The sequence below is a fragment of the Rhizobium sp. 1399 genome (assembly GCF_031455475.1).
In the GTDB taxonomy this organism is placed as follows: domain Bacteria; phylum Pseudomonadota; class Alphaproteobacteria; order Rhizobiales; family Rhizobiaceae; genus Rhizobium.
In genome coordinates, this window is the sequence record NZ_JAVDSU010000003.1 from 602,164 (window position 1) to 624,518 (window position 22,355).

Annotated in this window: 18 protein-coding genes; 7 read left to right on the forward strand and 11 right to left on the reverse strand. The window is 57.4% G+C overall.

From position 1 onward, the window contains the following. Window positions 1-80 precede the first annotated feature (80 nt). The 3 genes from minC to minE are packed head-to-tail and all read left to right on the forward strand — an operon-like array spanning window position 81 to window position 1,924. A complete protein-coding gene (gene minC, locus J2X71_RS14185) occupies window positions 81-824 on the forward strand; it encodes a septum site-determining protein MinC (protein ID WP_310382693.1) in 744 nt (247 codons plus the stop codon). A 30-nt stretch (window positions 825-854) separates the two neighbouring features. After that, window positions 855-1,670 (forward strand): septum site-determining protein MinD, encoded by an 816-nt coding sequence (minD, locus tag J2X71_RS14190; RefSeq protein WP_310382694.1) that lies wholly within the window; start codon window positions 855-857, stop codon window positions 1,668-1,670. Then, entirely contained in the window at window positions 1,667-1,924 is a 258-nt protein-coding gene (gene minE, locus J2X71_RS14195) for a cell division topological specificity factor MinE (protein WP_007823242.1), read from the forward strand. Before minD ends, minE begins: the two co-directional genes overlap by 4 nt. 89 nt (window positions 1,925-2,013) lie before the next feature. Here minE and J2X71_RS14200 read toward each other — a convergent pair whose 3' ends face one another. From J2X71_RS14200 to J2X71_RS14225, 6 genes are all read right to left on the reverse strand, one after another. Next, window positions 2,014-2,901, reverse strand: coding sequence for a MurR/RpiR family transcriptional regulator (locus J2X71_RS14200; protein ID WP_310382695.1), 888 nt, complete (start codon window positions 2,899-2,901; stop codon window positions 2,014-2,016). Between the two features lie 56 nt (window positions 2,902-2,957). Next, complete coding sequence (locus tag J2X71_RS14205; RefSeq protein ID WP_310382696.1) at window positions 2,958-3,998, reverse strand: ATP-binding cassette domain-containing protein; 1,041 nt, start codon at window positions 3,996-3,998, stop codon at window positions 2,958-2,960. Then, window positions 3,995-4,744 (reverse strand): glycerophosphodiester phosphodiesterase family protein, encoded by a 750-nt coding sequence (locus J2X71_RS14210; protein ID WP_310382697.1) that lies wholly within the window; start codon window positions 4,742-4,744, stop codon window positions 3,995-3,997. The genes J2X71_RS14205 and J2X71_RS14210 overlap by 4 nt, the downstream gene beginning before the upstream one ends. A gap of 23 nt (window positions 4,745-4,767) precedes the next feature. Then, window positions 4,768-5,577 carry a carbohydrate ABC transporter permease gene (locus J2X71_RS14215; RefSeq protein WP_310382698.1) on the reverse strand — a complete coding sequence of 270 codons (810 nt, stop codon included), beginning with the start codon at window positions 5,575-5,577 and terminating at the stop codon, window positions 4,768-4,770. Continuing rightward, window positions 5,567-6,436 carry a sugar ABC transporter permease gene (locus tag J2X71_RS14220; protein ID WP_310382699.1) on the reverse strand — a complete coding sequence of 290 codons (870 nt, stop codon included), beginning with the start codon at window positions 6,434-6,436 and terminating at the stop codon, window positions 5,567-5,569. Before J2X71_RS14220 ends, J2X71_RS14215 begins: the two co-directional genes overlap by 11 nt. 63 nt (window positions 6,437-6,499) lie before the next feature. Continuing rightward, a complete protein-coding gene (locus J2X71_RS14225) occupies window positions 6,500-7,759 on the reverse strand; it encodes an ABC transporter substrate-binding protein (protein ID WP_310382700.1) in 1,260 nt (419 codons plus the stop codon). A 250-nt stretch (window positions 7,760-8,009) separates the two neighbouring features. On the opposite strand from J2X71_RS14225, the gene J2X71_RS14230 reads away from it, so the two are divergent. Then, complete coding sequence (locus J2X71_RS14230; protein WP_310382701.1) at window positions 8,010-11,234, forward strand: Ig-like domain-containing protein; 3,225 nt, start codon at window positions 8,010-8,012, stop codon at window positions 11,232-11,234. 349 nt (window positions 11,235-11,583) lie between these two features. Here the strand turns inward: J2X71_RS14230 and J2X71_RS14235 are convergent, their stop codons facing one another. From J2X71_RS14235 to J2X71_RS14245, 3 genes are all read right to left on the reverse strand, one after another. Then, window positions 11,584-12,900 (reverse strand): UDP-glucose/GDP-mannose dehydrogenase family protein, encoded by a 1,317-nt coding sequence (locus tag J2X71_RS14235; RefSeq protein ID WP_310382702.1) that lies wholly within the window; start codon window positions 12,898-12,900, stop codon window positions 11,584-11,586. Window positions 12,901-12,988: 88 nt separating this feature from the next. Beyond that, window positions 12,989-14,416, reverse strand: a complete 1,428-nt coding sequence (locus J2X71_RS14240) for a mannose-1-phosphate guanylyltransferase/mannose-6-phosphate isomerase (protein WP_310382703.1) — start codon at window positions 14,414-14,416, stop codon at window positions 12,989-12,991. Between the two features lie 43 nt (window positions 14,417-14,459). After that, the gene (locus J2X71_RS14245) at window positions 14,460-15,884 is read right to left on the reverse strand and encodes a phosphomannomutase (protein WP_310382704.1); all 1,425 of its coding nucleotides are present in this window, start codon (window positions 15,882-15,884) and stop codon (window positions 14,460-14,462) included. Window positions 15,885-16,180: 296 nt separating this feature from the next. Here J2X71_RS14245 and ung point away from each other — a divergent pair, with 296 nt between their 5' ends. The 3 genes from ung (at window position 16,181) to J2X71_RS14260 (ending at window position 18,558) form a co-directional block, all read left to right on the forward strand. Beyond that, the gene (ung, locus tag J2X71_RS14250) at window positions 16,181-16,873 is read left to right on the forward strand and encodes a uracil-DNA glycosylase (RefSeq protein ID WP_310382705.1); all 693 of its coding nucleotides are present in this window, start codon (window positions 16,181-16,183) and stop codon (window positions 16,871-16,873) included. A gap of 129 nt (window positions 16,874-17,002) precedes the next feature. Continuing rightward, window positions 17,003-17,935, forward strand: a complete 933-nt coding sequence (locus tag J2X71_RS14255) for a VOC family protein (protein ID WP_310382706.1) — start codon at window positions 17,003-17,005, stop codon at window positions 17,933-17,935. Between the two features lie 14 nt (window positions 17,936-17,949). Further along, window positions 17,950-18,558, forward strand: a complete 609-nt coding sequence (locus J2X71_RS14260; RefSeq protein ID WP_310382707.1) for an alpha/beta hydrolase — start codon at window positions 17,950-17,952, stop codon at window positions 18,556-18,558. A gap of 63 nt (window positions 18,559-18,621) precedes the next feature. Here J2X71_RS14260 and J2X71_RS14265 read toward each other — a convergent pair whose 3' ends face one another. Continuing rightward, the gene (locus J2X71_RS14265) at window positions 18,622-20,904 is read right to left on the reverse strand and encodes a polysaccharide biosynthesis tyrosine autokinase (protein WP_405049711.1); all 2,283 of its coding nucleotides are present in this window, start codon (window positions 20,902-20,904) and stop codon (window positions 18,622-18,624) included. 116 nt (window positions 20,905-21,020) lie between these two features. Further along, on the reverse strand, window positions 21,021-22,229 hold the full coding sequence (locus J2X71_RS14270) for a glycosyltransferase family 4 protein (protein WP_310382708.1): 1,209 nt from the start codon (window positions 22,227-22,229) through the stop codon (window positions 21,021-21,023). Window positions 22,230-22,355: the final 126 nt, after the last annotated feature.

Consider the following 22,355-nt stretch of genomic DNA (forward strand, 5'->3'; position numbering starts at 1 on the left):
TCCCACCAGCCCCGCGTTAACGATTTGTTAACCATGAAGCAGCTAAAGCTTTTAAATCGAAATTAACCAAGTTTACTAACGTGTTAACCGAAGCGCGCTCCATTCGCATCAAAGGCAGATCGTTTCTTGCGGTCGTGCTGACGCCTGATCTGCCATTCGAGGACTGGCTCGTACGCCTCGACGACCTCGCTGCACGCTCCGCTGGGTTTTTTCTCGGCAGGCCGGTGGTTCTGGATGTGAGTGATCTCTCACTGGATCGCGCCGCGCTCAAGGCAATGGTTGCTGCTCTCGGTGGGCGTGGCGTCAGGGTAATGGGCATCGAAGGTGCTCGGCCATCGCAGCTCGATGCCAGCATGCCACCGGGCATGGTTGGTGGCCGCCCGGCTGCTGACGTCGAGATGCCCGCAGCTGATGCCCAGGCACATGCGCAGACGCCAGGTAAGGCGCAGCCGGCCGAGGTGCGGGAAGTTGTTGCGCCGGTTGCGCGCGCTGCTCTGTCGTCGCTGGTATTGCACGAACCGGTACGCTCCGGCCAGTCGATTGTCTTCCCTGAAGGGGATGTAACGGTCATTGGATCCATCGCTTCGGGGGCTGAAGTTATCGCTGGTGGCTCGATCCACGTTTATGGCGCGCTTCGTGGACGCGTACTTGCCGGATCGATCGGCAATTCGGCGGCGCGAATCTTTTGCCGCAAGCTTGAGGCCGAGCTTCTGGCAATCGACGGGATCTACAAGACGGCGGACGATCTGCCGGCGGAGCTGCGCGGTCAGGCCGCACAGCTATGGCTTGAGAACGACGCGATCATGGCATCGCGACTGACTTAACTGGGTGAATGGTTGAAACAGGAGAGGGATATGGGAAAAGTCATTGTTGTAACCTCGGGTAAAGGTGGCGTTGGCAAGACAACCTCGACTGCAGCGTTGGGGGCGGCGCTGGCGCAAAGGAACGAGAAGGTTGTCGTCGTCGACTTCGACGTCGGTCTTCGCAACCTCGATCTCGTCATGGGTGCCGAACGTCGGGTCGTCTATGACATGATCAATGTCATCCAAGGCGATGCGAAGCTCACCCAGGCTCTGATCCGCGACAAGCGGCTGGAGACACTATTCCTGCTGCCGGCATCCCAGACCCGCGACAAGGACTGCCTCACCGAAGAAGGTGTCGAGCGCGTCATCGGCGAGCTGAAGAAGCATTTCGACTGGGTCATCTGCGATAGCCCGGCCGGTATCGAACGCGGCGCAACGCTGGCGATGCGGCATGCCGATGTTGCTGTCGTCGTCACCAATCCGGAAGTTTCCTCGGTGCGTGATTCCGATCGCATTATCGGTCTTCTGGATGCCAAGACGGAAAAGGCGGAGCGCGGCGAGCGCATCGAAAAGCATCTGCTTCTGACCCGCTACGATGTCACCCGCGCCGAACGCGGCGACATGCTGAAGGTGGATGACGTGCTCGAGATCCTGTCGATCCCGCTGCTCGGCATCATCCCGGAAAGCATGGATGTGCTGCGTGCTTCCAACCTCGGCGCTCCGGTGACACTTGCAGACCAGAACAGCGCTCCGGCAAAAGCCTATTTCGAAGCAGTCCGCCGCCTCAACGGTGAGGTTCTCCCGGTGACGGTACCAGGCGAGAAGCGAGGTCTGTTCGGTAAGATCTTCGGACGGAGGGCAGCATGAGCGTATTCGATTTCTTTCAGAAGAGGAAAACCGCGCCGGTTGCGCGCGAACGCTTGCAACTGCTTCTGGCACACGAGCGTATGTCTCCCGGTTCGGATCTCGTCTCTCTTCTCAGGGAGGAGATCCTTGCCGTTATCGCCAAACACGTCGAGATCGAGGGCGATCGCCTGCAGATAAGGATTGATCGTGGCGAGAACGTCTCGATCCTCGAAATCGACGTCGAGATCCCTGCCAAAGCCGCCCGGGCGGCATGAGGTTCGAATAGACTATTCGGGAGACCGAAATGTCTCCCGGATAAGTCATCGTGATTGCCATCGTGATGGCACACGGCAGAATTCTGTTGCTACAGGATCACCGGCGATAGACCGCAGTCCGCGCGAAACGCCTTGAAACCACTGAGCGCACGCAGCGAGCGGCCGTCATCGATGGCAGCGAGGTCGAGAATGACCGCGTTGGCGATCGTCATGGGAACGACGAGCGATTGAGACTCGCCGGCTTCCCCGCGGGAAACCGAGATCTGACGGTCGGGTGCGGGATCGATGCGGGCGCTGAGCAGATCGGTTAGCGCCAGGACCTTGGCGCCTCTTTCTGCGGCAATCTTCCTGATCTGATGGATGAGCGGCGAGGCCTTGCGGAAAGCGAGCAGCCAAACGACATCGCCAGGTCCCAATGTCGCCAGCGCTTCGGCGATCAGATGCATCTGGCCGGCGAGATCGACTGCCGGATAGCCTGAGCGATTGAGCCTCAGCGCGATGAGTGAGGCGAGGGCGGCAGAATGGCCACGCCCGAAGACGAAGACCCGGCGGCAATCGCGCAGCACGTCCGAAAAGCCTCTGACATCGGCGTCGGAGACGGCGTTGCGCACCTGCTGGAGGGCTGCAATCTCGCTATCGAGAACGGAGGAAAGCACGCCGCCGTCTTCCGCCCGGACGAGACGGGCGGCCATGCGGGCGGCCGGACTTTCGAAATCGCCGCCTCCTTTGATGAGGCTCGCCTGCAAGAAGGTGCGAAATTCAGGATAGCCTTTGAAGCCGAGGCGGCGTGCCAGCCGCACGGCTGAAGCCGGGTGCACTCCGGCGCGGAAGGAGACGGCCTTGCCGTTTTCCATCGCCGCGCGGATCGGGTCCTGCATCATCACGTCGAGAAGGCGCGTGTCGGCTTCGGTAAGCTTTGTCGAGTTGCGGCTGATAAGATCGCCGAGAAGCTGCGGAATTTCGCTCTGTCTTTCCATTGCATCACTTCTTGCGGTGCCGCTTCCGAGGTAGGAGCGGTCAGCGGCGTCTAAATTCAACGATCTCCGGCTGAAAGATCGACGCGGCTCCCGCTCTGGTTATCGAAAAACACGGCCTGGTCAAGGTCGCACATGACCCAGAAGTTGTCGGCATGGCGCGGCACGTCCTTACGCGAACTGGTGAGCGTGATGCGCCCGGCCGGGCTGTCGCAGTGCAGGATGATATCAGAACCTGTCATCTCTGACAGCATGAGCCGCACGGGTAGGGCGGGTTCCGCAGGTTCCTCGGCACGGATCGCCATGGATTCGGGTCTTAATCCGGCGGTCAGTCCCTGCCGGCCCTGCCAGCCGGGAAGATGTTCGACAGGCAGGAAATTCATCGCGGGAACGCCGAGGAAGCCCGCGACAAAGCGGTTCTGCGGCTGGTCATAGATCGCTTCAGGAGTGTCGAACTGCAGGAGATCTCCGTCCTTCATCACCGCAATCCTGTCGGCCAATGAGAGTGCCTCGGTCTGGTCATGCGTGACATAGACGATGGTCGCGCCGAGCTGGCGGTGCAGCTCCTTGATTTCGGTGCGCATGGCGACGCGTAGCGCGTTGTCGAGGTTCGACAGCGGCTCGTCCATCAGGAAGATGGAACTGTTGCGCGCCATGGCCCGGCCCATCGCCACACGCTGACGCTGGCCGCCGGAAAGCGCGCCCGGCTTGCGATCGAGGTAGGGTTCGAGCTGCAGTGTCTTGGCCACACTTTCAGCCCGCGCATTGCGTTCGGCCTTGGGCATGCCGCGCAGTTCGAGGCCGAAGGCAATGTTTTCGCGCACGGTCATGTGCGGATAAAGCGCATAGTTCTGGAAGATCATGGCAATGTCGCGATCCTGCGGTGCAAGATCATTCGCACGTCGGCCGCCGATTTCGATATCGCCCTCTTCGCAGCGTTCCAGCCCGGCAATCAGGCGCAGCAGCGTGGACTTGCCGCAACCCGACGGGCCGACGATGACGACGAACTCGCCCGACTTGATATCCATGGACACGCCGTGCAGGATTTCCGGCCCGCCGGGGTAGGACTTTCTGATGTCGCGAAGGGTGATGCCGCTCATTGTGCGGCCTCCGTCCCGAAGCTGTTGCGAATGGCAATGGCAAGGCTCGGCCGGTCCGTCGTGAAGACCTTGACGCCGAGCGCCAGCACCTTTTCGATCTGCCGTGCCGAATGGGCGGCCCAGCAGCCGAAATCGAGACCGGCTGCCATGATTTCGGCCATCAGAGCGGAATCGGCGGTATCCACATGAACGCCGATTTCGGGGATGTCATGCGCTTTCGCGACTTCGATCACGGCCCTGGCTCCAAGCTGACGCAGTACTGGCGGGCTGACGAGCCAGAGCTTCGGCCGGCTGGTGGCCGCCGACAGCGCATCCTGCGATTCCACCAGAAAGGAAGAAAAGATCGTCCTTTCGAGCATGCCGTGGCGCGCGAGTGTTTCGACGACGCGGGGCACGAAGTTGTCGTAGGGGCGGCCATCGACACTAGGCTTGATCTCGCAGCGGAAATTTACCTTGCTGCCGGAATAGATCGCACAGAGTTCCTCCAGCGAGATCGGATGTCCGCCGGCGCCGTAATTGATGACGGCGGCGCGAACCTCTGCTTCGCTCATGGCGGCGATCGCCCCGCTCCGGTCCGTCGTACCGTCAAGCGTTGCGTCGTGATGGATCATGATCGCGCCATCGGCTGTCGGATGGACGTCGAATTCCACCTCTTCCAGCGGCATTTTTGCCGTTGCGACGAAACCTTGCGGCGTGCTGTCGCCGAACTCCAGAGTGCCGCCGCGATGCGAAGCGATGCGTGTCATTCTATGCTTGTCCTTGTTCATGATTATTTGACCGCGCCGAGCGTGATGCCACGCACGAGATGGCGCTCGACCAGCAGGAAGCCGAGCAGCACGGGCAACATGCTGAGGGTGCAGGCGGCCATGACGAGCGGCCAGTCGACCAGGCCTTCGCCGGGATTGATGCGATAAAGCCGGGCAAGGCCGATCTGCAGCGTGTAGAGGTCTTCCTTGCCGACCGCGACGAGCGGCCAGATGTAGTTGTTCCATTCGGTGATGAAGATATAGAGGCCCATCGAGAAGATGGCTGGCCGTGCGATCGGCACGATCACCCGCCAGAGCACCTGCAGCGGTGTTGCGCCATCCATATAGGCGGCTTCGTCCAGCGCTTTCGGAATGCCCTTGATATACTGGCGCAGAAAAAAGGCGGCAAAGCCGTTCGAGATCGCCGGCAGGATGAGGCCGGCATAGGTATCGAGCAGGCCGGCCTTGGCGAGTGTCAGATAATTAGGGATCAGGCTTATATGGCTGGGGATCATCAGCGTGGCGACGGTGGCGCCGAAGAGCAGGTTACCGCCGCGAAACCTGTAGCGTGCAAAGGCGAAGGCAGCCATGGTCGCGACCGTGATGCCCAGCAGTGTCACCAGGCCGGAGACGATGATGCTGTTCAGAAGATAACGAGCGAAATTGTACTCGGTGACGGCACGAACATAGTTGTCCAGCGTGAACTCGTACCTGGCTGTGTAATAGGATTGCACCGTCTCAAAGGACATCCAGATCGAATAGAGCACGGGCGACAGGAAGATCAGCCCGGCAAGCAGCGCGAGGCCGGTGATGATCGGGTTCTCAAGCTTCATAGTGGACCCTCCGGCCGATGACGAGGGATTTGATCAGCGCCAGCACGATCAGGAAGATGAAAAGCAGGACGGCGAGCGCCGACCCCCTGCCGATGTCGAAGAGGGTAAACCCCACGCGATAGAGCAGGTTGACGAGCATGTCGGTAGCACCTGCAGGGCCGCCATGGGTCATGATGTTGACGATGGTGAAGACCTGGAAAGCCTCGATCACGGAAATCACTAGCAGGAAATAGGTGGTCGGCATGACGAGCGGCACGGTGATCCGGCGGAACACATGGAAGCGCCGGCCGCCATCGACGGCGGCGGCATCATAGAGCTCCTGCGGCACGGCCTGCAGGCCGGCGATGTAAATGACGATATCGTAGCCGAGCTGTTTCCAGGTATTGACGAAGATCAGCACCCACAGAGCAAGCTGCGGATCCTGCAGCCATTGCACCTTGCCGAGGCCGAGCGAGGTCAGCGCGGCGTTCACCATGCCGTAATCGGTGGCGAAGACCCAGGAAAAGACGACCGCAATCGAGACGGTCGATGTGACGGAGGGAAGGAAGAGCGCCCCTCGCAAGAGCCGCGAGGGCAAGGTTTCGCGCACGAGATAGCTTGCGACAGCCAGCGCCAGCGCCAGTCTGATCGGTACTGAAATCAGCGCGAAGATGGCGGTGACTTGCAGCGAGTTCCTGAAGTCGCGGGAATTCAGCAGCAGGCGGTAATTGTCAAAACCGACAAAAGGCATGGTCGGCGACAGGAAGTCCCAGTGCCGGAAGCTGAGGTTCACGCTGGTAATGACGGGAATATAGGTGAAGACCGTGATGAAGAGCATCAGCGGTGCAACGAGGAGATAGGGTGTGAGTTTGCGCAACATGGGACCGAAACAGTTGAGACGACGGGCCGTTCAAGGCCCGCCCTCTTGACTTGGGGGAGAGGCTTAGTTGCTGGAACGCTTGGCTTCTTCTCGGGTCTGTTCAGCGAAGTCCTTCATCGTGTCTGTGACATCGCGCTGGCCGAGTGCCATGGCTTCCCACATCTTGTACTCGGTTGTGCGCATCCAGGTGACGACAGGCGGGCGAGCACGGCCATGGGCGAATTCGAGCTGCTTGATGGCGACGTCGATACCCTGCTTCTTGGCAAGTGCTTCGGCGGCAACCGGCTGGGAGGCGCTCTTCTTATTGATCGGCAGGTAGCCGGTCGCGGCAAACCAGATGGCATTGGCTTCCGGCGAAGCGGCGTAGCTGATGAACTTGTAGGCAGCGTCCTGAACGTCCTTCGGTGAGGTCGACAAGATACCGATACCGGCGCCGCCGATTGGAACGGAGCAGACCTTGTTGCAGGGCATCGGGCGGACTTCGAGCTTGTCGCCGAGCGCCTTTTTGGCGCCACCATAATCACCCGTCGAGTTGAGCGAGATGCCGACCTTGCCGGCGAAGAAAGCGTCGCGGCCGACATCCTCATCGGTGACGCCATCGGGAGAGGCGACCTTCTGGTCATGAACCAGCGACGCCATCCATTGATAGGCTTCGATCGTGTTCGGCGAGTCGAGCAGGATATCGTTGGTCTTGGAATTGATCAGTTCGCTGTCGTTGGACATCACGAGACCCCAGCGAGCGAACTGGCCGGGGGCCGCAATACCGCTGATGCCTTCCGCGCCGAGCTTCTCGGTGATTGTCTTCGAAACGGCAAGAATATCTGCGAAAGTCTTCAGCGAGGGTTCCGTCGTAAAGCCGGCACGCGCCAGGATGTCCTTGTTGTAATAAAGGACCGGCGTGGAGGAGTTGAACGGCACGATGTAGTTCTTGCCGTTGTAGACGCCGACCTCACGCGCGTAGTCGTAAAGGTCGTCCTTCAGCGGGTCGGCGTTGAAATAGGGCGTGAGGTCGATCAGCGCGCCGCGGTCGGCGAAGAGACCGTAGCGGGTGACTTCCATGATGACGGCATCAGGCGCACGGTTGGCGGGGATGGCCGCCTGCAGCTTGGCAACAATATCATTGTAGTCACCGACGAATTCGCCTTCGATATGGAGGCCGGGATTGGCAGCTTCGAAATTGGCGATGATCTTGTTCAGCGCCTCGCCGGAGGATTTGCTGAAGCTGTGCCAGAACTTCACGGTCGTTTCGGCATGCGCCGAACCCACCATGGACATCAGGGTGACAACGCTAGCTACGACCGTATCCTGCAATTTGTTTGACATAAAACTCTCCTCTGCAAAAAAAATTGCATTCCGTTTCAGCGACGATTAGCGCGCAGACGCGACAGCTTCTTGAAGCCTGCATGAATTTATTGTGACTGGGGTCGCCCCTAAACACTTAGGGTTGTTCAGCTATTTCAAATCGACCGTGCGCTGCAGAAAAAAACATTAAATTTTAAGCTTTTTGTTTTCGGCCTCCTTAACGTTCGTTTGGGACCCTGTCGGCATTCTCAGCAACAAAGGCGGCGGGCAAATGGTCACCATCATTCAGCCGGAAGACTGGAACAGCTCCCTTACGGGTTATTATTCCATCGAAGTGGACGACCAACCCTTTGAGTATCAGGGGGGAGGGAAGGATTATTCCTTATCCGTGCCGCGGAGCGGTGCCATCCGGTTCGAGCTGCACGACGGAGACCAAGCTCCATGGGATGCGGACAACAATCACGCCTCCGAGCGTATTGAAATCGCCGACAGGCAACCGATCACCTACGGAACGCCGCTGCAGGTCTCCTATGACTTTATGCTCGAACCCGGCCAGCCCAACACGGCCTATTTCATGGTGCTCGGCCAGCTTCATCAGAATGTGCACGAGGGTGCGCTTGTCGTCCCTCCACCCTTCTCCATCACGCTAACAGGCGAGAAGATGGGTATCAGCATCGGCTCCAGCGATGCTAATGGCAACCCGGTTCAACAGGTGATCTTCACCGATGCCTACGATATCCAGCGTGGGCACAACTATGACATGGATATCAAGGCCACGTTCGATCCTGACGGAAACGGCCGGCTTGTCGTAACACGCGACGGAGTGACGATTGTCGACTATATGGGGCCGCTTGGTTACATTCAGGACCAGGGGGTCTACTGGGCCGAAGGCATCTATCGCCATTCCAACGCGACGGAATCCGTTGCAGCCGTCTACGGCGATCTGGATATCGAGACTGGCTCCACAGTTAACTTTCCCGATCCGGACGCCTATATCGGAGCCCCTTCCGTCTTGGTGAGCAATGCCGCGCACGATCCATCGGGAGTTAATTCGGCAACGATCAGCGGCACCGCAAAGCTCGGTACGACAGTCGTGATTTACGAAAACGGCAAGGTGATCGCCACCGCCGAAATAGATGCCATGGGGCGGTATTCGACCGATATCGTCTTTGCGACGACGGGCGAGCATAGTCTGAGCGCGGTCGCGGTCGATTCGTCAGGTCGCTACGGTATTACCGCCGCCCCGGCGGGCATCGAGATCGGCACGGCCGCGGAAATCGTCGGACGCATGGACAGCATCATGAAGGATGCGAGTGTCCAATCGATCATCCTCACCGACACGCATATGCTGACGGTTCCCTCTGACTATGTGATGCGCCTCTATATAAATTCGGGCGTCCTGAACAAGATCGCGGGCGACGATGTTACCTTCAAGACCAGCACGGCGGTCTCAGGCGGCAGCTACGACCGGCAGGTCTATATCTACAACGAGCAAGGCAAGGTGATCGAATCCGAGCGTTATCTCGGAAGCAAGCTGGTATTCGATCAGACCATCGGCTCCGATGGCGTCACCACGACCCAGACATGGAAGACGGACGGTTCGTCGGATATCAATATCACCAAGAACGGCGTCCTGATCGAGTACGAGCAATATGATTCATTGAACCGACTGAAGTTCGAACAGACCTTCAACGACGACGGTTCCCGCAAGACTGTTACCTATTTCGATCCGGCCTCCGGGGCCAAAACGATCGAAACGGTCTATAATGCAGATAAGAGTTCAACCCGCACCACGTATGGCATCACCGGTAAAGACTATGTCGAGGAAGCCTATACGTACGACCCGGCAGGCAAACTGATCCTTCAGGAGCGTTTCGCGCCTGGGCACATAAAGATCATGTCCGCCAGCTGGGAGCCGGACGGGACGACTGAAACACACCGTTATAACACCGCCGGTCAGGAAACGAGTTTTTCGATCGTGCACCCGGACAAGTCGCATGTCGAAGGCACGTTCGGTGTCACCGGTCAGTCCTATTCAGGCCAGATCGTCACCTATGACGCCAGCAACGCGATGATCTCGAAGGATCTGCTTGACCAGAACGGCAGGCTTATCAGCACCGAGACATTCGGAACAAACCCGGCGCTGAAGGTTTTTGCTTATGCAAATAGCACCGGTCCGGCAACGGGTTACACGCTCTATGCTGCCGACCATTCCTATGACGTTGCCACCTATGTTGCCGGCACGACGACTGTGGCCAGGATCAGCCATTACGACGCCACCGGCAAACTCATCGGAACCGATATTCTCGTGCCGGATCCCTCCCTTGGCACCTACGATCCCGTAACCAACACCTATTATCAGGAGATTCGAAACAGCGATGGATCGACAGAGACGCATCGCTACGATGCCGACACGGGCAAGGAACTAAGTTATTCGATCCGCAATGCGGACGGCAGTCGCGTGGTGGCCAATTTGGCGGTCACGGGCAAGGATTATGCCGAGCAGATCATCAGCTACGATTCCAACGGTAAGGTCACCGATCTCGTGCGCAAGTATGGCGACCCGGCTCACACGGTCGCCCATACCGAACATTTCGATGGTGCCGGCGCGGGCGAGATCCGCAATTTTGACACGGCGGGCCAGCTTACAACTGCGCTTTTCTACGCGGCAGGTCAGAAGCTGATCAAAACGGAAACTTATGCGCCCGGCGAGCATCTCAAGGAATTCTCGGCCTATAACGCTGATGGCTCGAAGGAGACACATCGGTTTGATCCTGCCACGGGAAACGAAACCGGCTACAGCATCCGCTATGCCGATGGTGGACGTGTCGAGGCGAGTCTTGCGATTACCGGCAGGGACTACGCGCAACAAATTCAGACATACGACGCCGCCGGCAAGCTCATCGACAGTGTCCGTAAATACGGGGACGCTGCGCACACCATTTCCCAGTCATACCATCTGAACGCAGATGGATCGCAGGAGAGCAGCAACTTCGATATCAATGGGCGACAGACGGTCTCGGACACGACGCATTCCGACCATTCCCGTGACTACATCCTGTTCACCTATGCCGGGGACGGCGCGTCACCGAGCACGACCGAGCAGTCGCACTATGGTATCGACGGCAAGAAACAATGGACCGACAAGACGAATATCGACGGTTCCCATACGCAGACGGCCTTTGCCGCAGGTGTGATCCTGACATCGCACGAGGCTGTGAAAGACACGCTCGTCGGATCGAGCATTACCAACGACACGTTCATGTTCCACAGTCAGGCGGGCCAGGATACGGTCTCCGGCTTTCAGGCGCATGGCGGGAGCATTCATGACCGAATTGCCTTCGACAGTTCGCTGGTGGACGATTACGCCAGCCTATATGCGTTGATGAGCTCTACCTCCACAGGAACGCTCATCACCTTCGATGATCATAACAGTGTGTTGATCTCCAAGGTCGCGATGGCGAACTTGTCTTCTGACGACTTCCTCTTCGTATAGGGAGAGATATCTCGTCGTCGTTGGCATGGAAAAGACGGTTGAACTCATCAGGCGATTCGGCGAAGCGTTCAACCACTCCTACGCTACGCCGAACGGCTGTACAGATTGAGATCCCGTGACCTGTCTTCCTGCCGGACGAGTCCCGTCCTGCGCTGGAGAACGGGATTGCAGTTGCTCTATGAAGCCGAGACAGTGGCTTCATTTTTGTTTGCAAGGTTGAGGCGGCAGCGCCACATAATGCAGCTAACGGAACCACCTTCGAAGGTGGTCCGCTATTCCTATTCTGCAGTAGGCACGTGCCGGATGGGAATCATCAATTCCGCAGTCCCTGCTTAGCAGGAACTCGTTCCTACCTTCTCTCGGGCTTTCTGCCGATGGCAAAATAACCGAACCCATGCTTGGCCACTTCGCTTGCCGGATAAATGTTCCGGAGATCGACAATGACCGGGTCCTTCATAACGGTTTTGAGGCGCTTGAGGTCGAGCGCGCGGAACTCCTCCCACTCGGTGACAATGACGATTGCGTCTGCATCAACGGCGATCTCATACGGATCTTTGCCGTAAGTGATCGGGCCGAGCATGTCTTTTGCGGCCTCCATGCCTTCGGGATCGTAGGCGTGGACCGTTGCACCACCATCAAGCAGCGCTTGAACAATGGTGATCGACGGCGCGTCGCGCATGTCATCTGTGTTTGGCTTGAAAGTGAGGCCGAGAATGGCAATCTTCTTGCCGCGCACGTCACCATCGCAGGCGGCGATAACCTTGCGGCCCATGGCGCGCTTGCGATTGTCATTGATCGCGACTGTCGTCTCGATGAGACGAACAGGGCTGTCAAAGTCTTGTGCGGTCTTGACGAGGGCGAGTGTATCCTTGGGGAAGCACGAGCCACCGTAGCCTGGGCCAGCATGCAGGAATTTGTCGCCGATACGCTTGTCCATGCCGATGCCTTTAGCGACCTTCTGGATGTCGGCACCGATCTTCTCGGAGAGGTCGGCAATCTCATTGATGAAGGTGATCTTCATCGCGAGGAAGGCGTTGGCGGCGTATTTGATGAGCTCGGAGGTGCGGCGTTCACAGAAGTAGAGCGGCGCTTCATTGAGATAGAGCGGGCGGTATACCTCGCGCATGACCTCGATCGCACCGGCATCTTCCGTGCCAATCACGATACGGTCGGGCCGCTTGAAGTCGGTGATTGCAGCACCTTCCCGAAGGAATTCGGGATTGGAGACGACAGCAATATCCTTTTCCGGAAACTCTTCGCGGAAGATGCGTTCGATTTCGTCGCCCGTACCCACGGGCACGGTCGATTTGGTAACGACGACTGTGAAGCCTTGGACAGCGGCAGCGATTTCGCGCGCCGCGGCATAGACATAGGTCAGGTCCGCATGGCCGTCGCCTCGACGGGAGGGCGTGCCGACGGCGATGAAGACGACATCTGCTTCGCCAACGGAAGGCGCCAGGTTTTTAGAAAAATCCAGCCGTCCAGCTTCGCGATTCTGTTCGATGATGGCGTCAAGCCCAGGTTCGAAAATCGGCACTTCACCGGCTTCGAGCGCCGCAATTTTTGCTTCGGACTTGTCGACGCAAGTCACGTGATGACCAAAATCGGCAAAGCAGGCACCTGAAACAAGGCCGACATAGCCAGAGCCAATCATAACGATACGCATGAAGCGATCTCCAAGTTAAGAAATAACTCCACTTGGGCTATATGCTGCAACGCAACAAATCAAGCCTAAATGGCTTTTGAGGGGAATGTTAGGAGCGGCCGAACTCGTCGACAATACGGATGATATCGTCTTCGCCGAGATAGGAGCCCGTCTGGACTTCGATGAGTTCCAGCAGGATCTTACCCGGGTTTGCAAGGCGATGGACCTCACCGAGCGGGATATAGACCGACTCGTTTTCGCGCAGCATCTGCACATTGTCCCCGATCGTAACTTCGGCTGTTCCCTTCACCACGATCCAGTGCTCGGAGCGATGATGGTGCTTCTGCAGCGACAGTTTCTTGCCAGGCGTCACGAAGATACGCTTCACCTGGAACCGATCGCCATTGAAGATCGAGGTGTAGCCGCCCCATGGACGATAGGATGTGGGATGCGTCTCGGTCAGCTTCGACGTCTTCTTCTGGCCGGCAAGCAGCTTGACGAGCTTGCCGACTTCCTGGCTCTCCTTCAACGGTCCGACATAAACAGCATCCTCGCTGGCGATGACGGCGACATCGTCCATGCCCTGGACGGCGAGGTGAACGCCATGGGTCATGACAAGCGAGTTGCGGGTGTTGACAACAGTCGTGTTGGCGGCCGCGATGTTACCGTTTTCATCCTGAACGCCGGTTTTCCATACCGCATCCCAGCTGCCCATATCCGACCACCTGAAGGCGGAGGGCACGACCACCGCCTTGGACGTCTTTTCCATGACTGCGTAATCGATGGAGATGTCGGGGCTCTTTGCGAAGTGTTCTGCATCGAGACGCGTAAAGTCCAGATCACGCGTCGCTTTGGAAACAGCCTTGCTGGCCGCCTTTAGAACATCTGGCGCAAGGTCCTGCATTTCGGAAAGCAGTTCGGCGACCGGAAACATGAAGATGCCCGAATTCCAGTAGAAACCACCGGCCGCCAACATTTCCTCGGCCTTCTCGCGAACCGGCTTTTCAACGAAGCGCTTGACCTCATACGCGCCGCCCGGAAGTTGCTTGCCGACCTCAATGTAACCATAACCGGTCGCCGGCTCTGTGGGCGTGATGCCGAAGGTGACGAGCTTGCCTTTGGCTGCCGCATCCCGCGCCGTGCGGATCGCGTCAAAATAGGCTTCGTCGGCCAGGATCTCGTGATCGGAGGCCAGCATCTGGATGATAGCGTCCTTGCCAAAGTGCTCGGAAGCCAGGCTTGCTGCTGCTACCACTGCCGCAGCAGTGTTGCGGGCAACGGGTTCCAGCAAGACAGCGGCGAGCCGAATATCGAGTTCGCGGGCCTGCTCCGCAACGAGGAAGCGAAATTCCTCATTCGTCACGACGATTGGGGCTTCGTAAAGTGCCGGATCGGAAACGCGGACCAGGGTTTCCTGAAACAGCGTTTTGTCCCCAACGAACTGGATGAACTGCTTCGGCGCGGCTGCGCGCGAGAGGGGCCAAAGGCGTGTGCCCTTGCCGCCGGCCATGATCACGGGGATGATTTTCTGTGTCATAGGATGTTCTTCCTCGAAATGAACGGCCAAATGTGTCGCATGCTTACCGGGCTTCTGCCCAGCGCTTAATTCGGGTCAATCCCGTATTCAAAAGTTCTAAGGCGGCTGCCTCTCCTTCGGCCTCAACGTAGCAGCGCATTTCCGGCGCGTTGCCGGACGGACGAAAATGAATGACGCGGCCATCGCGCAACGTCACGCGCAAGCCGTCAATATCGCTTTTCGAACCGACCTCGCCAATGGGCTGCAGGAATTCTGTGAGATTGGCGTCGGATCCACGCAGGTAGGTCATCAAGGCTGCGCTGGTTTCGATCGGGAAATTCTCAAGACGGTCGGCCGCCGCAAAGGGCAGTTTGTATGAGGCCGCAACAATCGAAAGCGGCTCCTTGCGGATTGCGGCGAGCGAAAGCGTTGCCAGCATCGGCAAGAAGCAATCGCGCGTGGGCAACGCTCGCACGCTCCGGCCGTTGATATCGAAGGGCGTTGCCGTCAGGAGCCCACCATTCGCTTCGAAGCCCATCACGAGATCCTTGCCTGCGGCAACGGCCTCTTCCATGCCGGCGATAACGAAGGGAGAGCCGACACGGGTGCGAATTACTCGGAAAGATCCTGCCGCTTCAATTCCCGAATTGGAGGTGACCGGCGTGACGACGGTACCGGCGCCGAGGAAATTGGCGGATATCAATCCCAATAGGTCTCCGCGCAACGGCGTTCCGGTTTCGTCGGCAACCAGCGGGCGGTCACCATCGCCATCGGTGGAAACAATCGCATCGAGGTCATGTGTGGAGGCCCAACTCTTTAGAAGGGCGATCGTCTCTTCGGAAACGGCTTCGGTGTCCACGGGAATGAAGGCTTCGGACCGACCAAGGGCGACGATTTCGGCGCCATAATGGGCGAGAACATCGACCATCAGGTCACGGGCGACCGTGCTGTGCTGATAGATGCCGATCCTCATACCTAGAAATGCGCTTGCCGGCAGGAGAGCCGCATTGCGCTCGAAGAAGAGCTGCAGACACGGCGCAGAGTGATCTTCCACTGCAGCCGGCGCGATCACCACAGCCTCGCCGGAGGCTTCGATTTCGGCGGCAAATCGGGTAATTGCTGCTTCGTCCGCTTTGTCGATCTCGCCGTCGGCACGGTAGAATTTGATGCCATTGCGGTCCGCCGGGATATGCGAACCCGTTATCATCAGGCAAGCGGCCTTTCTTTCCAGGCCGTAAAGAGCAAGTGCTGGTGTCGGGACGGTACCGCAGTCGAGAATTTTGAAGCCGAGGCTCGCCAGCGCACCGGCACAATTGCCCGCGATCTCCGGGCTTGAGTCGCGAAAGTCGCGCCCGATCAGGACGACATCGCCTCGTTTTGCTTTCTTGCTTTGCAGCAAATATTTGCCGAAAGCAGTAGCATAGCGCGCCGATGAGCGCCCTTTGAGATCCACTGAGAGACCGCGAAGGCCGCTTGTCCCAAACTTCATGCGAAATACCCTCGCGTTGTGAACAATCGTTTCTACTGTGCTGATTTGCTTGGGTAAACAGCAAAATTATGGCATAGTTAAAACGGCAGACGGATAGCAAAGTATTGCCATCATTTGCGTATCGTTACCAGCACTTTTGGTCAGGTAGAGAATTTCCATTTTATGATAGTTGGAGCACTCTTCGCATCTGCGAGATGACAAGGCATAGCGTCGCAACCGTCGCGTATTGTAGCTCTGCATAATTTTGCTAGAACGGTTTTCCTACAAAGGCTGTATCGATCCGGAGGTTTTTCGTCGTGAGCGACACGTCAGTCACTCTTGAAGAGAGTTGGAAAGCGGCGCTCGCCGGCGAGTTTGCAAGTCCCTACATGCAGCAGCTCAAGATCTTTCTCGTGGAGCAGAAGCAGCTTGGCAGACGGATTTTCCCGAAGGGCGGGGAGTATTTTCGCGCCCTGGATCTGACGCCGCTTGCGAAAGTTAAGGTCGTGATTCTTGGACAGGATCCCTATCATGGCATCGGTCAGGCTCATGGGCTCTGCTTCAGCGTTCACCCCGGCGTGCGTATTCCGCCGTCGCTCATCAACATCTACAAGGAGATCGAGACGGATCTGGGAATTTCGCCGGCGCGGCACGGCTTCCTGGAACATTGGGCACAACAGGGCGTGCTCCTCCTCAATAGTGTGCTGACGGTGGAGGAATCTCAGGCCGCTTCGCATCAGGGTAAAGGCTGGGAGCGTTTCACCGATGCCGTGATCCGTAAAGTGAACGACGAATGCGAAGCTGTCGTTTTCATGCTATGGGGCTCCTACGCTCAAAAAAAGGCGGCCTTTGTCGATGCAAGGCGGCATCTGGTGCTGAGGGCGCCACATCCGTCGCCGCTTTCGGCCCATAACGGTTTCTTCGGATGCCGGCATTTCTCCACGGCGAATGCGTTTCTGCAGTCGCATGGCCGTGAACCTATTGATTGGCAGCTTCCCGTCAATCCTTGAACGCTCTCGCATTGTCGTTCACAAAATGGAGACAATGCGTGTCGGCTTGCCGGACTATGAGAAGTGGCTCGAAAAGCTCATCTATGACCCATCGAAAGCCCGCCTGTTGCGGGCAGAAAGAGGTCTCAAATGCTCGATCAAATCAAAGGTCTGCACCACATCACATCGATGGCGGAGGACGCCCGGACGAACAACCAGTTCTTCACCAATGCGCTGGGCCTGCGCCGCGTCAAGAAGACCGTCAATTTCGACGCTCCCGACGTCTATCACCTTTATTACGGTGACGAAACCGGTTCCCCGGGCACAATCATGACCTACTTCCCATTCCCAAAGATGGCGCAGGGGCGTCCGGGCACCGGTGAAGTCGGTACCACGGTCTATTCAGTTCCGGAGGGCTCGCTCGGCTTCTGGAGTGATCGCCTGACGAAGCTCAACGTCACTGGCCTGAAGACGGAAGAATCGTTTGGTGAAAAGCGCCTGAATTTTGCCGGTCCCGATGGCGACGGCTTTGCGCTCGTCGAGGTCAAGGACGATACCCGCGCTCCCTGGACGCATGGCGGTGTCAGCGAGGACCATGCCATCCGAGGCTTCCACTCCGTTGCCATGCGGCTGAGAGATGACGGCGCCACGGCCGAACTTCTGAAGTTCATGGGTTATGAGGTTCAGGAAAAACATGAGGGCGTCAAGCGCCTCGTCATTCCAGGCGGCAATGGCGCGCATCTCGTCGATCTCGAAACCATGCCCAATATTGCCCGTGCGCTCCCAGGCGCAGGTTCAGTCCACCATGTCGCATTCGCCGTTGAAAACCGCGAAACACAGCTCGAGGTGCGCAAAGCGCTGATGGACACCGGCTATCAGGTCACCCCGGTCATCGACCGAGATTACTTCTGGGCGATCTACTTCCGCACGCCGGGCGGCGTGTTGTTCGAGATCGCTACCAACGAACCCGGCTTCGACCGCGATGAGGATACGGCGCATCTCGGCGAAGCGCTCAAGCTGCCGCAGCAGCATGCCCATCTGCGTGCCCTCATCGAGCAGCACCTGCAGCCGCTCGAAGCCTAAGCGGAGGTCGGACAATGACGAACAATGGCTATGTGCACCGGCTGCATGCCGGTGCACCCGGAAAGCCTATCCTTTTCGTACTTCACGGGACGGGTGGCGACGAGAATCAGTTCTTTGATTTCGGCAGGCGCTTGCTGCCGGAAGCGACGATCGTTTCGCCGCGCGGCGATGTTTCCGAATATGGGGCGGCGCGCTTTTTCAAGCGAACCGGCGAGGGGGTCTATGACATGGCGGACCTTGCTCGGGCGACGGACAAGATGAGTGGGTACGTCCAGGATCTGGCGTCGACACATGGCGCATCCAGGATCCTCGGGCTAGGATTTTCGAATGGCGCCAACATTCTGGCGAACGTGCTCATCGAAAAGGGACTGTTCGATGCGGCGGCGCTACTCCATCCGCTCATCCCTTTCCAGCCTCGCGCCAATCCCGATCTGAGCGACCGCACGATATTGATTACGGCTGGCCAGCGCGATCCGATCTCGCCGGTCGCCCTGACCGAAGCGCTTGCCGCCTATTTCGAGAGCCAGAACGCACAGGTACAGACGGAATGGCACTCGGGAGGTCATGACATCCGGCCGAACGAGATCGAGGCCATCGGCAGGTTCTTTTCGGAATTGGCGTGACCAAAAAAATATGCGGCGAATTTCGCCGCATAATTCATTTCGGGTCCTGTTCGAAAAGCACTCTTACGCTTCGTGATAATAGGCGGAGTAGCGATTGTAGTAGTACTCGCCGGAACCATAGGAGCGATAAAGCTTCAGCTTTTCCGTATCGACCTTGTTCAGTACGACGCCGATGCACTTCTGCATGACCTCAGGTTGAACCGCGAAGGTGGTGCGAACGACGCGCCGCGATGTGCGGCCCCACTCGATGACGGCCAGAGAAGCGTCGAGCATCGGGCTGATCGCACGGGCATCGACAACCGGTCCGAGCGGCGGCAGGTCGAGGACGATATAGTCGAAATGTGCCTTCAGTTCATCCAGCATGTTGACCATGATGGACGAGGAGAGAAGGTCGGAAGAGTGCGGTACACGACGCTTGACGACGGCCGGCAGGAACGCAAGCTTGGTCTTGTTGTCGAGCAGTAGCACATCCTTCAGTGGCCTGCCTTCCAGCAGTACTTCCAGAATGCCCTGTTCCGCATGGCGGCCGATGGCGCGTGTCGCACCCGGATTGCGAAGGTCGGCATCAATCAGCAGTGTGCGCGAACCTTGCATTGCCAGGAGCTGTGCAAGGTTGACAGCGATGGTCGACTTGCCCTCGCCCGGAAGGCATGAGATGACGCCGATGACCTTGCAGCGCGTGCTGGTATTTTCCATGTCGACGGCGATCTTGGCGCTGCGCATCGTCTCGGCGAAGGCCGACAGCGGATGGTTGACCACGTAATTCGTGATCCCGTTGCCGTTTTGCAGTCCGCGGACCGATTCTGGGTCCTTGTTGCCGCTGCCCGCTTCCTTCGCATCAATGGCCGGTACATGGCCGATATATTCGAGCGACAAAACGTCTCGAACTTGCTCGCCCGTACGGAAGAAGCGATCACGGTATTCACGGAAAGCGCCAATGGCACCGCCGAAGGCTGCGCCGAGAGCCATGGCCAAGGCAAGGATCAGCGGCTTCTTCGGGGCACTCGGAGCCGTTGGCACCTGCGCCCTGGTGATGATGCGTGCGTCAGTGATAGGGAAAGATTGCTGCTGTGTTGCTTCCTGGAAGCGGGCGAGGAAGGTCTGGTAAAGGTTGCGATAGGTATCTGCCGTGCGTTCGAGTTCGCGCAGCTGCACCTGTGTCTCGCCGGCGGCGGCCGTCACGCTGCTTGCTTGCGTGACACTGTCCTGAAGGGACTTCTCTCGCGTTTGCGCGACCTGAAGCTCGCTTTGATAGCTTTCGGCGATTCGGTTCAATTCTTCGAACATCAGCCGCTGATATTCGGCCATCTCGCTGCGAAGGCGAACGGCCTGGACGTGATCCGGCCCGAGACGGGCAGATATTTCAGCTTCAAGCTTTGAAGCTTCCAGATATTTCTTGCGCAGATCGTTAGAGATCGAGTTATCGAGAACATCGGTTACGATGGCGTCAGTGCGCTTATTATCGATGATCGATTTCACACGCTCATATTTTGCCCGCGCTCTAGCTGTATCGGCTTGCGCGCCGATCAACTGGGTTGTCAATTCGGAAAGCTGCTGGTCGCTAAGAAGCTGATACTGACCGCCGGTAGAGAGAAGGCCATGCGCAGTCCGAAACTTTTGGACCGCAAGATCTGAATCGAGCGCCTTCTGCTTGAGTTCGTCGATACGCTCCTGAAGCCACTCGGAGGCACGACGGGTAGCATCGTATTTCGAGTTCAGTTTGTCGACGAGATAGGCCTCGGCGATAGAGGTCGCAATTTTCGATGCCAGCTCAGGAGATGTCGAGGTGTAGCTGATTGAAAGTGCGTAGGAGCGTCCGATACGATCGACGTCCATATCGGCAACGATCTTGTCAGCTGCATTATGGCGTAAGGTGTCAATATCGTCGGCTGCGACGTCATCGCTGGCAAACCAGGTACGAAAGTTCAGAAGCGAGCGAAGCATGCTAATTGGCGAACGTGCCGGTGAAGTAAACTCCGGAATGTCCAAGAGCTTCAGTTTGTCGACAACGGCTAGACCGATCGAGTCAGATTTGAAAAGCTCGACCTCGCTGAGCACGGAGGCGTCGTCCTCAATTGGAAGAGCGGCGGCGACACTGGCCTGCATCTGGTTCGCAATTTGACTGTTGCCGCGATCGATGAGAACGCTTGTCGACGCGGTGTATTTGGGCACCGCCGTCAGGATATAGACGAGGCCCAGGATTGCAAAGATTCCCATGCAGACTGCAACGATACGCCATTGACGGCGTACGACTGCAACAAGCCTTTCAACATCGATGGTGTCGCCGGCGCCGGCGTTTTCCCAATCTTCGTCGGCATGCGCCGAGACCTTATCTGGCGATAGCAATCCGGGCCTCCGTTAACAGCTCAACTGAATATGCGTGCAAACACAATAAAAGCGACCATCAGGCAATGCAATTGTGTGAAGCATCAACGCTCGCGATGGAATATGACAACTCTTCATCAAGTACCAGTCTGAAGACTAATTTCTTCTTGCTTAAGGAATCGAGAATAAGCGCTAACGTATTTTTGCGCCTCGTGATCCCAATTGAAGTCGGCATCCGCCAACGCCTTTGCACGCTTGCCTGCTTCTGCTCGGGCACTGTCATCTGCAATTAGTGTCAAACAGGCTTTCGCGAGACCCTCCGGTGTCGGCGCATCAGCGTAACGCCCTGCCGATTTAAGCAAGCGTTTTGTTTCGCGCAAATCATAGGAAACAGAAGGTATTCCAAGAGCGGAATATTCGAAAACCTTATTCATGCTTATCTTATCGTTGTATTCATTTACTGGATCCGGGATGATGCCTATATCAAAGGTACTTAACGCGGCGAGCAGCTGCTCTCCGCGCAAATATCCAGTAAATGTTACAAAGTCTTCTATCTCAAGTTCCGCAGCAAGACTTCTAACCGACTCAAGTGCCGGCCCATCTCCCACGACGACCGCTTTTATGTCATAAACTGCGTGAACCTTTACGAGCTGATGCAGGCAACGGATCAGGTGATCCACACCGTCCTGATCTGCGATAATCCCGACATAGCCCAAAACGACGCGTGCGCCGCCACGAAGTTCCAAATTCGGTGCGACACGACGAATTCGCGATTTATCCGGAATGCTGTAAACGGATACAACATCTTCCCCCTTTTTTCCTCCTCGCGACATCGCCAACTCTCGGTGTGTCTCATTGGACGAGATGACGAGGTCCGCCGTGAGAAAAGTCAGCCGCTCGGCGAGTCTTAGCAGATGATAGAAGAAGCCGCGTCTGTTGTATTTTGCCACATAGAGTTCCGGACTCACATCGTGATGGTCAAAAACAAAGCTCTTGCCCAACAACTTGAAGGGGAGTGCGACCAGAAAAATCAGATCCGGGGGATTGCAGGCCTGAATGACATCGAATCCTCTTCTCCGGAGCACTTTGAAAAGAAGAGTGAATTCGTAGAACAGCGCCACACTATATTCGGCAATGAAGGCAAGTTTTCCGCGAGCCTCGAGTGGGAGCGGATGACGAAAAATCTCAATATCGTCAATAATCTCGAATTTCTCAGGATACTGCTCTGTTTTCGGGCATATCACCGAAACCTGCCAGCCCGCATCCCGCAACGCGCATGCTTCTTGCCAAACTCGTCGATCAAACGGAACAGGAAGATTTTCAACGACAATCACGCAGGAAGGCATATCTGGTCCTATCATTCGAGTTGAATAGGGGCTGATTTGAAGCCGCAGTACTTGGCCCTAGTGGACGCCCCTCACGTTGGGGCGAAGCCTCGCAATTTGCGAGGGCACCTGATGCAGCGTGTTTGT